General features: G+C 75.0%; 13 protein-coding genes. 6 read left to right on the forward strand and 7 right to left on the reverse strand.

Annotated features, from left to right (window positions below; all coding sequences use genetic code 11):
- Both ACXJKG_RS12495 and ACXJKG_RS12500 read left to right on the forward strand, forming a co-directional pair.
- Positions 1 to 1118, forward strand: a 1118-nt coding sequence (locus tag ACXJKG_RS12495) for a LuxR C-terminal-related transcriptional regulator (RefSeq protein ID WP_456846082.1), incomplete at its 5' end; no start/stop codon positions are given.
- A gap of 38 nt (positions 1119 to 1156) precedes the next feature.
- A complete protein-coding gene (locus ACXJKG_RS12500; protein WP_456846083.1) occupies positions 1157 to 1897 on the forward strand; it encodes a hypothetical protein in 741 nt (246 codons plus the stop codon).
- Here the strand turns inward: ACXJKG_RS12500 and ACXJKG_RS12505 are convergent.
- The 4 genes from ACXJKG_RS12505 to ACXJKG_RS12520 are packed head-to-tail and all read right to left on the reverse strand — an operon-like array spanning position 1882 to position 4106.
- Entirely contained in the window at positions 1882 to 2208 is a 327-nt protein-coding gene (locus tag ACXJKG_RS12505) for a hypothetical protein (protein WP_456846084.1), read from the reverse strand. The two genes, ACXJKG_RS12500 and ACXJKG_RS12505, sit on opposite strands and share 16 nt — an antisense overlap.
- 14 nt (positions 2209 to 2222) lie before the next feature.
- A complete protein-coding gene (locus tag ACXJKG_RS12510) occupies positions 2223 to 2957 on the reverse strand; it encodes an SRPBCC family protein (RefSeq protein WP_456846085.1) in 735 nt (244 codons plus the stop codon).
- Between the two features lie 2 nt (positions 2958 to 2959).
- Complete coding sequence (locus ACXJKG_RS12515; protein WP_456846086.1) at positions 2960 to 3562, reverse strand: helix-turn-helix domain-containing protein; 603 nt, start codon at positions 3560 to 3562, stop codon at positions 2960 to 2962.
- Between the two features lies 1 nt (position 3563).
- Positions 3564 to 4106, reverse strand: a complete 543-nt coding sequence (locus ACXJKG_RS12520) for a dihydrofolate reductase family protein (RefSeq protein ID WP_456846087.1) — start codon at positions 4104 to 4106, stop codon at positions 3564 to 3566.
- A gap of 157 nt (positions 4107 to 4263) precedes the next feature.
- On the opposite strand from ACXJKG_RS12520, the gene ACXJKG_RS12525 reads away from it, so the two are divergent.
- Positions 4264 to 5574 (forward strand): helix-turn-helix domain-containing protein, encoded by a 1311-nt coding sequence (locus ACXJKG_RS12525; RefSeq protein ID WP_456846088.1) that lies wholly within the window; start codon positions 4264 to 4266, stop codon positions 5572 to 5574.
- Between the two features lie 255 nt (positions 5575 to 5829).
- Here ACXJKG_RS12525 and ACXJKG_RS12530 read toward each other — a convergent pair whose 3' ends face one another.
- Positions 5830 to 6960, reverse strand: coding sequence for a peptidoglycan-binding protein (locus ACXJKG_RS12530; protein ID WP_456846089.1), 1131 nt, complete (start codon positions 6958 to 6960; stop codon positions 5830 to 5832).
- A 344-nt stretch (positions 6961 to 7304) separates the two neighbouring features.
- On the opposite strand from ACXJKG_RS12530, the gene ACXJKG_RS12535 reads away from it, so the two are divergent.
- The 3 genes from ACXJKG_RS12535 (at position 7305) to ACXJKG_RS12545 (ending at position 12946) form a co-directional block, all read left to right on the forward strand.
- Positions 7305 to 11909, forward strand: coding sequence for a hypothetical protein (locus tag ACXJKG_RS12535; RefSeq protein ID WP_456846090.1), 4605 nt, complete (start codon positions 7305 to 7307; stop codon positions 11907 to 11909).
- An 88-nt stretch (positions 11910 to 11997) separates the two neighbouring features.
- Positions 11998 to 12276, forward strand: a complete 279-nt coding sequence (locus ACXJKG_RS12540; RefSeq protein WP_456846091.1) for a hypothetical protein — start codon at positions 11998 to 12000, stop codon at positions 12274 to 12276.
- A 61-nt stretch (positions 12277 to 12337) separates the two neighbouring features.
- Positions 12338 to 12946, forward strand: a complete 609-nt coding sequence (locus tag ACXJKG_RS12545; RefSeq protein WP_456846092.1) for a dienelactone hydrolase family protein — start codon at positions 12338 to 12340, stop codon at positions 12944 to 12946.
- A gap of 14 nt (positions 12947 to 12960) precedes the next feature.
- Here ACXJKG_RS12545 and mscL read toward each other — a convergent pair whose 3' ends face one another.
- Both mscL and ACXJKG_RS12555 read right to left on the reverse strand, forming a co-directional pair.
- Positions 12961 to 13539 (reverse strand): large conductance mechanosensitive channel protein MscL, encoded by a 579-nt coding sequence (mscL, locus tag ACXJKG_RS12550; RefSeq protein ID WP_456846093.1) that lies wholly within the window; start codon positions 13537 to 13539, stop codon positions 12961 to 12963.
- A gap of 48 nt (positions 13540 to 13587) precedes the next feature.
- The gene (locus ACXJKG_RS12555) at positions 13588 to 14268 is read right to left on the reverse strand and encodes an SAF domain-containing protein (RefSeq protein ID WP_456846094.1); all 681 of its coding nucleotides are present in this window, start codon (positions 14266 to 14268) and stop codon (positions 13588 to 13590) included.
- Between the last annotated feature and the right edge of the window lie 297 nt (positions 14269 to 14565).

A 14565-nucleotide genomic window follows, 5' to 3' on the forward strand; every position in this document is an offset into this window, starting at 1 on the left:
ACCTCGCGCGGCGCGCGCTGGCGTCGGACCCCGACCCGCTCGCCGAGGCGGTCGCCGGGAACGCGCTCGGCTCGGCGCTGCTGCTGCGCGGGGACCCGGCGGGCCGGGAGCCCCTGCGGCGGTCGATCCACGTCGCCGCCGCGCACGGCTTCGACGCCGAGGTCGGTCGCGGGTACACGAACCTGGTCTCCGGCGCCGGGGAGGCTCGGCTCTACGGGATCGCCGAGAGCGCGTACCCGGAGGCGCAGCGCTACTTCACGGCCCGGGACCTCGACGGCGTCGCTCTGTACACGCGTGCCTGGTACGCGCGCTGCCTCGTCGAGCAGGGGCGGTGGCCGGCCGCCGCCGATGAGCTTGCTGTGCTGCGGGCGGACCTCGAGCGCGCGAACGCCCAGACCCGGCTCCTCGTGTGGGTCCTGGAGGCTCGGCTCGCTGCCCGCACCGGCGACGGCGACCCGGCCGGACCCCTCGCGCACGCGTCGGCCGTCGCCGCGGCGTCGGGGTCGCTGCAGCGGGTCGCCCCGGTGCTGGCGGCACGCGCCGAGTCGCGATGGCTGGTCGGTGAGCCGATCGACGCCGACCCCCTGGCCGACGGGTACCGGCTCGCCCTCGAGCGCGAGAACGCGTGGTCCGTCGGCGAGCTCGGGTTCTGGCTCTGGCGCGCCGGCCGGCTCACCGAGCTGCCCGAGCTGGCGGCCGCACCGTTCCGGCTGCACGTCGCGGGTCGCTGCGCGGAGGCGGCCGCCGCGTGGCGGGAGCTCGGGTGCCCCTACGAGGAGGCGGAGGCGTGGTCCGACGCCGATGACGAGGAGTCGCTGCGGCTCGCGCTGGGTGCCTTCGCCGCGCTGGGCGCGGAGCCGGCCCGTCGACGCACGGCGCGACGGCTGCGTGAGCTCGGCGTGCAGACGATCCCGCGCGGGCCCCGGTCCAGCACCGCGGCGCACCCGGACGGCCTGACGTCGCGGGAGGCCGAGGTGCTCGGGCTCGTGCGGTCGGGGCGCAGCGACCAGGAGATCGCCGGCCGGCTGCAGCTGTCCGTGCGCACCGTCGAGCACCACGTGGCGGCCGTGCTGCGCAAGACCGGTGCCCGCAACCGCCGCGAGCTGCGCGAGCACTGAGGGTCAACCGGACAGGGAGTCCCGCCGATACCTCCCTCGTGCTCCTCGCCGACCTGCCCCCCGACACCGTGCTCACGGACCCGGTGCTGCCGATCCTGGACCTGCTGGTCCAGGTCGGGATCTGGGCGGCGCTGGTGCTCGTCCTCGCGTGGCTGCGGATGGTCTGGTGGCGGGAGCGGATGATCCGCAAGGTCGCGAAGTCCCACCCGGAGAGTGCCGGCCAGCTGCGCGCGGCCGCCCGGTCGGTCCCGCTGCTCCGCTCCCGGCCCGCCCCCGCCCCCGGCGACGCCTACGCCCGGACGCACCGGGTGGTCGTCGCGCCGCTGGGCGACGGCCGGCCCGGGGAGTGGTTCTGGGCCCCCGGGCCGAACGTCGCGACCGGGGACCTCGGGATCGACGGGTCCCGCCAGGACGCCCGCGTGCTGCTCGCCGAGCGGACCCACATGCTCGTCGTCTACCTCGGCCGCATCGGTCAGCGGACCGGCGACCACGAGATCCGACCCGCCGCCGAGCGCGCCCAGCTCGCGCGCGACCACTACACCGCGCCGCAGGCCGCGATCGGCCCGGTGGACCGGGTCGACTCGGCGATGGGGGTGGGCTGGCGCACCACGTGCACGTACGGCGGGGCCTCGACCCTGACCGACACCCACGTGGACCGCGACGGGCACGCGTTCGTGGTCGGAGTCCTGTCGTACTCCTGGCACGCGCGTGCCGTCGAGGCGCTGGACGCGATCCTCGCCACGTGGCAGTGGATCCCGGACCCTCAGCCCGCCAGTTGACCGATCCACCCGTCGAGGGCGGCCTCGTCGACGTGGTCGGTGATCTTCAGGCTCCACCGCGACCCGTCGGCGGACGCGGTCAGCGCGTCGGTCGACCCGGTGACCTCGGCGCCGTGCCAGAGCAGCAGCGTCACCCAGCGGGGGAAGGCCTTGAAACCGGCGACCGGGTCGTCGCCGCGCATCCAGACGGGGTGGCCGCGCCACATGCGGCCGTCGGCGTCGGGCAGCCCCGCGTCGAGGTGGGTGCGCAGCACCGCGGCGATGGCCGCCTGGTCCGCGGGCAGCCCCGCGAGGTACTCGTCGATGGTCATGGTCGTGCTCCTCTCTAGCTCGCGACCGTGTCGAGCCAGCCCTGCCAGGCGGCGGTCGCGCTCGTCTCGTCGGTGGTGCCGAACAGGTGGTGCCCCACGGTCGGGGCGTAGAAGCCGCGGAAGAACCGGTAGAGCGCGTCGGCGCTGCGCACGCCGACGACGTCCGGGGCGGACCAGTCGACGACACCCTCGATCGGGCCCAGGCCGGTCGGCGTCAGGGTGACGGTGTCACCGACCGCGACGTCGTCGGCGAGCCCGAGGTCGGCCTTGGCCGCCGCCCAGGCCCGGTCCAGGTCGCCGGGTGCCGCCGACGGCGTGACCGCGATGCCGGGCAGGCCCGTGAAGTACCGGAGGTACTCGGCGAGGGTGTGCATGTACATCTGGCCGCCGCTGCGCATCGCCTCGTACTCGTCCTCCCAGTCGTCGGCGGGCAGGAAGCCGCTCGTGACGATCCGGAGCACGGTCGAGCCGCTCTCGCGGGCCTCCAGCAGGAACTCCATGGCGAAGAACCGACCGTCAGGGCTCTCGGCGCCGCGGAAGGCGAAGCGCCGGCCGGGCTCGAGCGCGACGATCTGCGACTCCTGTGCCCAGTCGCCCATGCGGGTGGTGACGACGCCGGCCTCCGGCGACACCTCGGTGGCGCCCATGAACCACGAGCTGATCCCGGGTCCGGTGGCGATGGCGTCCCAGACGGCCTCGGGGCTCTGGTCGAAGGAGAGCTCGTCGGGGACCTCGTACGCGTGCGGCATTGTCATTCCTTCTCTCGGTCGGCGCGGGACGTGGTGCTCGGGTGGACGGCGACCACCAGCCGGAAGGTCCGGCCGTGCGGGGCGTCCTCGTGGTGGTACTTGGAGACGAGGGCGAGCGCGGCGCTGCTCAGCTCCTCGGCGAACGCGGACCGGTCGGCGGCCGACGCGAACCGGACCTCGCCGTCCAGCGCGAAGGTCGACAGGGTCCGCTGCTCGCGGGAGGCGCCGGCGATCAGCGCGCCGATGTCCTCGACCAGGCGGCCGGCCAGCGACAGCAGCCAGGCCGCCGACAGCCGGTCGGGCGACCGCCGGGGGTCGGGCCGCAGCGACGCGAGCGCGGCGGGGGAGATCACGTAGGACAGGGCGGTCGCGCGCATCACGCGCTCGACCACGTTGCCCTTGCGGCGTTCCTCGGCCAGCTCGATCAGGCCGTGCTGCTCGAGGGTCCGCAGGTGGTAGTTGACCTTCTGCCGCGGGAGGCCCAGCCGCTGGCCGAGCGCGGTCGCCGAGCTGGGCTCGGCCAGCTCCGACAGGAGCCGGGTGCGCAGGGGGTCCAGCGACGCCTCCGCGGCGGCGGCGTCCTCGATGACCGCGACGTCGAGCACGTCAGGCCTGCTTCGGGCGGAAGGTGGTCACGACGACGCCGTTCGGGTAGCTGGTCGAGGCGATGCGCTCCAGCGCCGTCCGCTGGGCGAAGATCGGCTTCCCGCTGCCGAGGAACACGGGGTGCACGGTCAGCCGGTACTCGTCGACCAGGCCGTGCGACGACAGGTACCGCGCGAACGTGGCGCCGCCGGACGCACCGAGCGGCCCGCCGTCCATCGCCTTGAGGCGGGCGATCTCGACCTCGGGCGGCTCGGTGGCCAGCCGGGAGTTCTGCCAGTCGACCGACTCCAGCGTCGTCGAGAACACCACCTTCTCGACCCCGTTCATGATGTCGGCCAGCGGCCCCTCGGCCGTCGGCCACGTCGCCGCCTGGCCCTCGTAGTTCACGCGGCCCATGACGATCGCGTCGAACCCCGCGAGGAGCGCCTCGGTGTCGGCCATGAGCTCGGGGCTGAAGTTCGGGAACATCCAGTCGAGGCCGTCGTCGGGCGTCGCGACGAAGCCGTCGAGCGACACGTTCATCCCCATCGTCAGTGTGCGCACCGGTCTCTCCCTCTCGTCCGTCGTCGCGGGGTGCTGGTCGCTCTCCGCCGTGGTTCCCAGTCTGCAACCGAACTATCTGTTTGTCTAGACCAATGGATTTGTCGGTGGGGATCGGCCCCACCTTCCGATGCGGCCCGGGCCTACCTATCGTGAGACCGTGCACCCGCTGAGCCGACGCGTCCGCGACGCCCGAGAGAAGGCTGGGCTCAGCCAGGGCGAGCTGGCGCGAGCCGCCGGAGTGCACCCCACCTACATCTCCCACGTGGAGCGTGGTACCCGCACGTTGGGCCCCGACGCGCTCGCCCGGGTGGCCGACGTGCTCGGCGTCCCCGTCGCCTTCCTCCTCGACGGCGAGGGCGCGCCGGAGTACCGGTCGGCGGAGAGCGCCATCGTCGAGGCCCGCCGGCTCTCGCGCATGGGCTCCGCCCGGGCCGCGGCCGACGTGCTCGCCCACGCCGACGTGTCGGGCCTCGACGTCGACGCCGCGGCGCGGGTCGGCCTCGCGCACGCGGAGGCGCTCGACGTGGCCGGCGACCTCGAGGCCTCGGTCGACGTGCTCGAGGCCGTGTGCGCGCGCCTCGTCGAGGGTCGCCGGTACCCGCAGGCCGCCTACGCCGCCATGCGGATCGTCATGGCCCTCACCGAGCTCGGCGACCTGCAGCGCGCCGTCTCCCGCGGGGAGGAGCTCCTGGCCCGGCTCCCGGCGTCCGTGGCGGGCTCCGACGAGGTGGTGCGCCTCGAGTCGACCGTGATCTGGGCGTACGTCGCCCGCGGCGACACCACGTACGCGCGGTTCCGCGGGCGCGAGCTCCTGGCGCACACCCGCGAGCACGGGTCCGCGCGGGCCGTCTCCTCGGTGCACTGGAACCTCGCGTTCGTCGACGACGCCCTCGCCGACCCCGACGCCGCGCTCGTGCACCTCGAGTCGGCGATCGCCCTGGCCGGCGCCGACGAGATCGACCGGGACCTGCCCCGCCTGCGCCTCGACCGCGCGTTCCTGCTGGTCAGCGTCGACCCGCCCCGGCCGGCCGAGGCCCTCGCCGAGCTCGACGCGGCCCAGACGGCGCTCGAGATCGGGGAGTCGCACGTGGAGCTCGCGCGCGTCGAGTCCGTCCGGTCCCGGGCGCTGCTGCTGCTCGACGACGCCGAGGCGGCCCAGCGGCACGCGACGAAGGCCGTGGAGCTGCTCCGCGACGGGGTGCGCCGGGATGCCGCGGCGGCGCACGAGGCGCTCGGCGACGCGCTGCTGGCCCAGAGCGCGCGCACCGAGGCCGTGAAGGAGTACCGGTCCGCGGCCGACCTGCTGGACATGATCGCGTCGGGCCGGTCCGCGGCGACGCTCTGGCGGCGCATCGGCGACCGGCTGCGGGTGGCCGGCGACGCCGACGAGCGGGTGGTCGAGGCCTACGGCCGCGCACTGGCCGCAGCAGGCATCCGAGGGGCGGTGCCGCTCCCTCCRCGGCGGTGAAGGTTACCGGACCGTGTCTACCCCGGTGTTGTCCGCGTCATTGCGCCCACGACATCACCCTGGGGACCATCTGGGGTGTACCGGAAACTCCGGTGCTCCCTCTGGAAGGTCCCCTCATGAAGAAGCTCGCCATCGCGCTCACCATCGCCCTCGCCGCCGTGACCGGCATCGCGGGCGCCGCAGCCGCCACTCCCGACACCCAGGTGCTCTCCGCGCCCTGCTGCAAGATGTGAGTCGCGGGACCGCGGCCGGCGCTCAGGCCGCCCGCGTGTACAGGGCGGTCCAGGTCTGCGGGCCGCCGATGCCGTCGACGTCCAGCCCGTTCGCCTGCTGGAACGCCTTGAGCACGGCCGACGTCTGCGGTCCGTGGATGCCGTCGACGTCGATCGTGGCGCCCCGGTCGTGGAGCCGCTGCTGGTAGGCCTTGGTCGCTGCGCCCGACTGGCCCTGCTCCGTCGAGCCCGGGAACGCGGGCACCAGGGCGGCCGCGGCTTTGCTGACCGGGCCCAGGATCCCGTCCTGGACCAGGCCGGCGGCCAGCTGGAACGCCTTCACGGCCGGCGTCGGATCGGTCACCCCGTCGACCGGTCCGGTGTAGAAGCCGAGGCCGTGCAGGATCGTCTGCACCTCCTGGCGCGCCGGGTCGGCGGTCTGGGGCGTCACCGATCCCTCGAAGATCGTCACGAAGCCGACGACGTTCGCCTTGCGCACCTTCCGCGCGCAGACGTTGCCGTTGTACTGCGAGCCGTTCACCTTGGCCGAGGTGTTGCCCTCGATCGTGGTGAGCGTGCCGTCGGCGTTCACGGTCTCGACGATGCCGACGTGGCACACCGGCGGGGTGCCACGGCCGTTCTTCGACACGGTCGGCCACATGAACAGGATGAGGTCGCCGGGGTGCGCGTCGGTGGTCTTCCACTTCCCGCGGTCCTTGCCCCACTGGACGATGTTCGGGGTCCAGCCGGTGGCGGGGCCGTCGGTGATGCCTGCCTTGCGCAGCACCCAGCACGCGAAGTAGCCGCACCAGGCCGCGTTCGCCGGGGCGCCCCAGTACTGCTTGAACTTGCTGCCCCCGATCGTGCCCAGCTCCGCGCGGGCGATCCCGAGGGCCGTCCCGGCGGGGGAGACGTAGTCGTACTGGTACCCGGGGCCGCCCGGGGCCTCCGGCGGGGCCGGCGGGAGGATCGGCTCGCGGGTCTGGCCGATCCCCAGCGGGTCGAGGACGTCGACGGCGGGATCGGGGTCGGCGGCGAACGTCTCGACCGGGATCGTGTCGTTCTCGACGAGGACGCCGGGTGGCATCTCGTCGGCCGGCGCGACGCTCAGCGGGCCTGTGGCCTGCACTGCTGTGACGGCCGGCGTGATGCTCGGCGATACCTTGTCGTCCATCGCTCGACTCCTGTGTGCTCGATACGTCCGTCTTCCTCCAGGAGCCCCGTGATCGTCAAGGGATACAGAAGATCTGTCACGGAGACACAGACGTCGCACAGGCGTGAAAATCCACCCCCGGGATTCACCCGGACGGGCTGCCTGGACGTTTGACCAGCACCACATTCGTGCCGCACACTCGTTCTGACGGTGCGCATCGCCTGCCCCCTGCGCGGTGCGCACCGTTTCAACGTCCGAGAGCGGGACGGGTCCCCTGACCCGTCCCGCTCTCCGTTTTTCGCGGTGTGTCGCGCGACGGCGCGCCATGCCCGGGATCACGCGGCCGCGCGGTTAGCGTTCCCAGGGTGACCGTCCCCGTGCGCACCACCGGCCCGGGACCCGACCAGGCTCCTGAGACCGGCGCAGACCCCACCGACCGCCCGGTGCTCGTCGAGCCACCGACACCCGCCGAGGTCCTCGAGGGGGCTGTCGCCACCTGGCGCGCGGCACTCGTCGAGGCCGCAGGTGGGTCGACCCTGGTCGACGTCGAGCTGCTCGGCGAGGCCGCCCTCGACCTGACCGCGGCGCACCCGTCGGGCATCTCGCAGCTGTTCGCCGGCCGCGAGACGCGTCTGTCCAACCTGGTCCGCGAGGGCTCGGCCCTGTCCACCGCGCGGCGTCGCGCCCGGGCCGTCAGCGCCCGCGCGGCGGTCTACGCGCAGCGCTACGGCATCGCCCCCACGTCGCTGGCCATCGGCGTCGCCACGTGGACCGAGCGCACCACCCCCGACATCGCGAGCGACGACGTCGCCGCCCTCGCCACGGTGACGCGCCAGCGCACGCCCGACGGCGAGCAGCCCGCCGACGCCGCACCGCGCACCGTCCGCGCCCCCGTCCTCCTGCGCCCCGTCACCCTCAAGGCCCGTGGCTCCGGCGAGAGCGACTACGAGCTCGCCCTCGAGCCGTCGCTCGAGGTCAACCCCGTCCTGGCGCGGGCCCTGCGGTCGCGCGGCGCGCTGCTCGACCCCGGTGCGGTCGCGCGCGGCACGTTCACCACCGACGGCTTCGACCCGCGCGGGGCCCTGCAGCGGCTCACGTCGCTGGGGGAGGCCGTGCTCGACGACTTCTCGATGAGCGAGCGCGTCGTCGTCGGCACCTTCGTGCACCCCGGCCAGATCCTCGTCGACGACCTCGACAACCTCTCCGGCACGCTCGAGCGCCACGAGGTGGTCGCGGCGCTCGCGGGTGTCGACGAGTCCCGCGCGCGCCTGCGCCGCACGCTGCCCGCGCCGGTCCGGGGCGACCGCGACCCMGGGCTCGAGCGCGGCGTCGGCGACCTCGACCCGGCCCAGCAGCACGTGCTCGACATGGTGGCCACCGGCACGCACCTGTTCGTCGACGCCCCCGCCGGCGCCGACGTGACCGGGACCCTGGCGGCCCTCGTCGCCGACGCCGCCGCCACCGGCCGGACGGTGCTGTACGTCCCCGGCCACCGCCGCGCGGCCACCGCGCTCGCGGACCGGCTCGGTGCGCTCGGCCTGGGAGACCTGCTGCTCGACGTCGCCCCCGACGCGGGCTGGCGCTCCGCCATCGCGCGACGCCTGCTCGGCGCGATGACCCTCGAGGCCCCGACGGTCGACACGCACGGCGTCGGCGCGCTGCGCGGGGAGCTCGTCGCCACCCGCGAGCGCCTGCGCTCCTACGTCGACGCGCTGCACGCGGAGCGCGCGCCGTGGGGGGTGTCGGCCTACGACGCCCTGCAGCAGCTGGCCCGCCTGACCTCCGCCCGCCCGACGCCCAAGACGACCGTGCGGCTGACGCCGGACGTCGCGCGCGTGCTCGACGCCACCCGCCGCGCCGACCTCACGGCCGACCTGGTCCGTGCCGGGGAGCTGGGTGCGTTCCGCGTCCGGCCGGTCGACACCCCCTGGTACGGCGCGGACCTGCGCACGCGTGCCGACGCCGACAACGTGGTGCGCCGGCTCGCCCGCCTGCTCGACTCGACCCTGCCGTCGCTGATCGAGCGGACGTCGCAGGTGGCCGTCGAGACCGGGCTGACGCAGGCGGCCAGCGTGGTCGCGTGGGCCGAGCAGCTGTCGATGCTGGACGGCGTGCGCGCCGCGCTCGACGTGTTCCAGCCGATCGTCTTCGAGCGCACCGCCGCCGACCTGGTCGCCGCCACGGCGACCAAGGAGTGGCGCGCCGAGCGCGGCCTCGACATGGGCTACTGGCTGCGGCGCCGGCTGCGCAAGCAGTCGAAGGACATGGTGCGGCCCGGCCGACCGGTGGCGGACCTGCACTCCGCGCTGCTCGAGGTGCAGGCGCAGCGCGAGACCTGGCAGGCGCACTGCCCGTCCGGCGGGTGGCCGCGGCTGCCCGACGGCCTCGAGCACATCGAGGAGGAGTTCGCCGCCGTGCGTGCCGACCTCGACGCCCTCGACGAGGTGCTGGCGACGACCCCCGCCGGCGCCGGCCTGTCGACGCTGCCGTTCGCGGCCCTCACCGAGCGACTGACCCGGCTGCGGTCGGACACCGACGCGCTCACCGACCTGCCCGACCGGACCGGTCTGCTGCACCGCCTGCGGTCCGCAGGCCTGGGCGCGCTGGTCGACGACCTGGCCACGCGCCGCATCGACCCCGCGCTCGCGCCCGCCGAGCTGGACCTGGCCYGGTGGAGCACGGTCATCGAGCAGATCCTCGGCGAGGACCCGGCGCTCGCCGGCTACGACGGGGCCGCCCTCGGCGCGCTCTCCGCGCAGTACGCCACGCTCGACCGCGCGCACGTCGCCAGCCTGTCCGCCCCGGTGCTCGGCGCCGTCGTCGGCCACGTCTCGCACGCCCTGCGCCAGCACCGCGAGCAGTCCGAGGCGCTGTTCGCCGACCTCATCGAGGAGCGCCTGACGTCCCTGCGGGAGACCGTCGTGCGGCACCCCGACGTCACCCGCCGGCTGCGGCCGGTCATCGCCGCCAGCCCGATGCTCGTCCCGCAGGTGCTGCCGCCGACGCGCACGGTCGACCTGGTCGTCATCGACTCCGCCGCGCACCTGCCCGTCGAGGTCGCGCTCGCCGCGGTCGCCCGCGGTCGCCAGGTCGTCGTCGTCGGCGACGCCCGGTGCGCGTCCGGCAGCGCGGTCCGCGAGCTCGCCGACGTGCTGCCGTCCGTCGCCCTGCGCGCCGACTCCTCCCGCCGCGACCCGTACCTCACSGCGTTCCTGGCGGCCCACGGCTACGSCGGKGTGCTGCGKCCGACGCCCCTGCCGCAGCACCKGCCSCTGGTSRMCCTCGACRTCGTCGACGGCACCGGSATGCCCGACCGCGAGTCGGGGTCCGTCGACTCCACGCGCGAGGAGGTCGAGCACGTCGTCGAGCTGGTGCTCACGCACGCGCTCCTGCGCCCCGACGAGTCGCTGGCGGTCATCACCGCGACCTCCACGCACGCCGAGGCCGTCCGCGAGTCCGTCCTGACCGAGGTGCGGGGCAACCCGGCGCTCGCCGCGTTCTTCGACTCCGGCCGGACCGACCCCTTCGTGGTCACCGACCTGCCGAACGTCGCCGGGCTGCGCCGCGAGGCGATCATCCTGTCGCTCGGCCTCGGCCGGACCCCGCACCGGCGCGTGCTGCACACGTTCGGACCGATCTCCGCGCCCGGCGGCGACGCCCTGCTGCTCGACGCCCTCGGCTCGACGCGCCACCGCCTCACCGTGGTGTCCTGCTTCGCGGCCGACGACCTCGACGCCGAGCGCGTGCGCGGCGCCGGACCCCGCCTGCTGTCGGACCTGCTCGCCTTCGCCGCCCGCCGCGGCGCCGGCCTCGACGTCACGGATCTCGTGACCGCGCCGGAGCCCACCGACCCTCTGCTGCGCTCCCTGGCTGCCGCGACGGCCGCCGCCGACCAGGCGCTGGCCGCCGCCCACGAGCCCGACCGGCTGCTGCTCGACCTCGCCGAGCGGCTCTGGAAGCACGGCCTGCTCGTCGAGGCCGACCACGGCATCCCCGGCGGCGACCGGATCCCGCTCGTCGTCGGCCACCCCGACCTGCCCGGCGAGATGCTCGTCGCCGTCCTCACCGACGACGAGTCCTACACCGCCGAGCCCAGCGTCCGCGTCCGCGACCGCCTCACCGCCGACCGCCTCGAGCGCGTCGGGTGGAGCGTCGTCCGCGTCTGGTCCGCCGCCGCCTTCATGGACCCGCAGGCCGAGGTCGACCGCATCCGCCGGGCCGTGCACGCCCGCGTCCCCGCGCCCGCCGCCCCCCGCAGCGCCCCGCTGCACCTCGGGCTGATCGAGGAGGCCGACGAGGCCGAGGACCTGCCGACCGCGTCCGGGTCTCCCGCGCCCGCGGCACCCGCGACCGGTGCGTGGTCGACCGTGGCGGTGATCGACGACGACGCGACGGCCGACTCGCCCGCACCCGGTGCGGACGCCGCTGCTCCTGCTGCTGACGCTTCGGCCGCCGCGTCCGAGGTCACCGGCGACGCCGAGCCCGCGCAGCCCGCCGCCATCGTCCTGGCCGACATCGTCCTGGATGCGGCTGGTGTCGCCCAGGCGACCGACTCCTCGGCGCCGGAGCACGTCACCGACGCAGACCCGGGCGGCGAGGCTCCGACTTCCGCGACCACCGAGGCTGCCTCCGCGGCGTCGACAGCTGCCGACCCGTCGCAGAACACCGCGACCGTCACGAGCGCCGAGACCGCGGACGACGGGCCGGACGACCCCCGGCCGCCCAGCCGTCCGCTCCAGCTGGCCCTCGCGGTGCCCACGCGGCAGCGCCCGGACGTCCGCCGCGGCCTGCCGATCGGCGCCTACAGCGACGACCAGCTCGACGAGCTGGTCACGTGGCTGCAGTCCGACGAGCAGGAGCGCACCCGCGAGCAGCTGGCCGCGGCTCTGCGCGACGAGCTCGGCATCACGCGGCGCTCGTACCGCATCGACACGGCGGTGCGCAGCGCGATCGCCCGCGGGATGCGCTGACGCGTCCGTTCCCGTCGGCGCCCGCCACGGCGGGTCGTCGGGCGCTGCGGCGCGACGGTGCGGGCGGCGGGAGTGGGATCATCGGGGCATGACCGCGACCGACCGCCCCGACGGTGCCGCGCCGACGCGCAGGTCGCGGCGGGTCGTCCGGCCGGCCGGGACGGTCGGGGGCGACGACGCCAACCTCGTGTCCACCCACCCGGCGCCGCCCGCTGCCACCCCCACGCAGGCGACCGCCCCCGTCACGCCGACCCCTGAGCCGGTGGTCCCGGGACGGGCCTTGGACGACTCGGACGTCGGGTGGGGGGACCGGGAGCCCGGTTCCAACGACGACCGGCTCAGCCAGGACAAGCCCCCGCACTGGTAGGCCCGTCGATGGTGCCGGTGTGCCCGTGTCGGTGCCGTGCGCGATGATCGCTGCTGCTCGGATGCTCGAATCGAAGGAGAACACGTCCATGGCCGAGGTACTGCTCTTCCATCACGCGCAGGGGCTGACCACCGGGGTGCAGGAGTTTGCCGACCGGCTCCGCGCGGCCGGTCACACCGTGCACGTGCCCGACCTGTACGACGGCCATGTCTTCGACGACCTGGAGTCGGGGATCGGGTACGCGGACGAGGTCGGGTTCGGCACGGTCATGGAGCGGGGGCGGCACACCGTCGACTCGCTGCCGGACGGGGTCGTCTACGCGGGGTTCTCCCTCGGCGTGCTCCCCGCGCAGATGCTCGCCCAGACGCGTCCGGGCGCCAAGGGCGCGCTCTTCTTCCACTCCTGCGTGCCGACGTCCGAGTTCGACACCCCGTGGCCCGCCGGCGTGCCGGTGCAGATCCACGGCATGGACAACGACCCGTTCTTCGTCGGCGAGGGTGACATCGACGCGGCGCGGGCGCTGGTCAAGGAGGCGAAGGGCAGCGCCGAGCTGTTCCTCTACCCGGGCGACGAGCACCTCTTCGCCGACAGCAGCCTGCCCTCGTTCGACGCGTCCGCGGCCGAGCTGATGACGGAACGCGCCCTGGCCTTCCTGACCGCGATCCGGTAGCCGACGCCCGCGGCTCAGGCAGGCGGCCGCGTCGTGCCGGCGGGCGGGATGGACGGCGGCGGGTCCGCGCGGGGGTGGGGGACGTCCGGCGCCCCGGTGCCCGCGTCATTGGCGATCGCGGGCGTGAGGCGGCTGGCCAGCAGGTCGCGGATCTCCTGCAGCAGCAGGATGTCCTCCGACGGGGCGGCCGGCTCGTCCTCGATGCCACGCTTGCGCCGCGCCGCGAGCGCGTTGAGCGGGAGCACGATCAGGAAGTACACCGCGGCCGCCGTCAGCAGGAACGTCAGCAGCGCGTTGAGGATGGTGCCCACGCTGATCGGCGCGGCATCCGGGTTGTCGCCCCAGGTGTAGGGGCCGATGTCCCAGAGCTGCGTGAGGTCCGGTGCGCCGAAGATCCAGCCGATGAGCGGGCTGATGAAGGCGTCCTGGATCGCCTTGATGACCCCGCCGAACGCGGCGCCGATGACGACACCGACGGCCAGCTCGATCGCGTTGCCCCGCGAGATGAAGTCCTTGAAACCCTGGAGCACCTTGGCCGTCCCGGTCAGTCCGCGGCCTGCCCCGCGCACTCCGGCGGCGATCTTGTCCGTCACGTTGCCCCTCGAGATGGCTGGTCGGGTGGAGCCCTGGCGATCGCTCGATCATGGCACGACCACGGCGGACAGCAAGGCGGAGGCGGCGGCACCGGCCAGCGCGGGGGCCTCCGCCGGCGCCACGGCGAGCAGCACGGGCACGGAGGTGTCGCCGGACCCCCCGAGCCCGAGTGCGCCCGCCCCGGCGGCCCGGTGGGCGACCGGCAGCACGAGCGCCCTGGTCGCGACCACGGTCCCCGGACCGCCTTCCGCGGTCGCCGCCAGCACGTCCACGCGGACCCCTGGCGAGAGCAGGCCGGCGACGGCAGGATCGGCCAGTCGGACGGTCGCGACGACGGTCCCGGGCGGGCCGCGCACGTCGTCGGCCGCGAGGAGGCCGGCCAGCACCGGGACGCCGGCGGCCAGCGGGACGGCGGCGGACGCGCCCACGACCGAGCCGGGATCGGTGACGGCGCCGTCCGGTGCGAGCGCCACCGGCACCCGCACCACGCGCACGTCCGCACTGGTCAGCGTGGTCCCCGCCGGGATCTCGCGGGCGGCCACGACGAGCGCGGACGTCGGCGGGTCGGGCGGTCGCAGCGCCTGCGCCGTGCAGCCCGCGGCGATCCCGAGGCACACGGCGGCGACCAGGAACCGTGCGCGCCACAGCCCGATGCGCAGCGCGAGCGCGAGCGGTCGGCGGTGGCGCGAGAGGGGCGGTGGGCGGCCGGCCAGCAGGCGAGGGTGCATGCCGGGACGCTAGGTCGCTGCGACGGCGACAGGGTCGGCCGGGCGCGGACTGTGGACCGCCACCGTGCACGGAGGGCTGTGGGCGGCTCGACGGCCAGGGGGCATCGCCACGAGCGCGGCGCGGACCCGGACCATCGGCCCTCCGGACGGCCCCCACGACGAGCGCGGAGCCGACCAGGCCGTCGGCCCCACAACGAGCGCGGCGCCCCTCACCGTGTGGTGAGAGGCGCCGAAGGCTCAGAGCGCGTCGGTCAGGACGACGCGGCAGGCTTCGCGGCGGCGGGCGCGGGGCTCGAC

This window comes from Cellulomonas sp. P5_C6 (genome assembly GCF_054049635.1).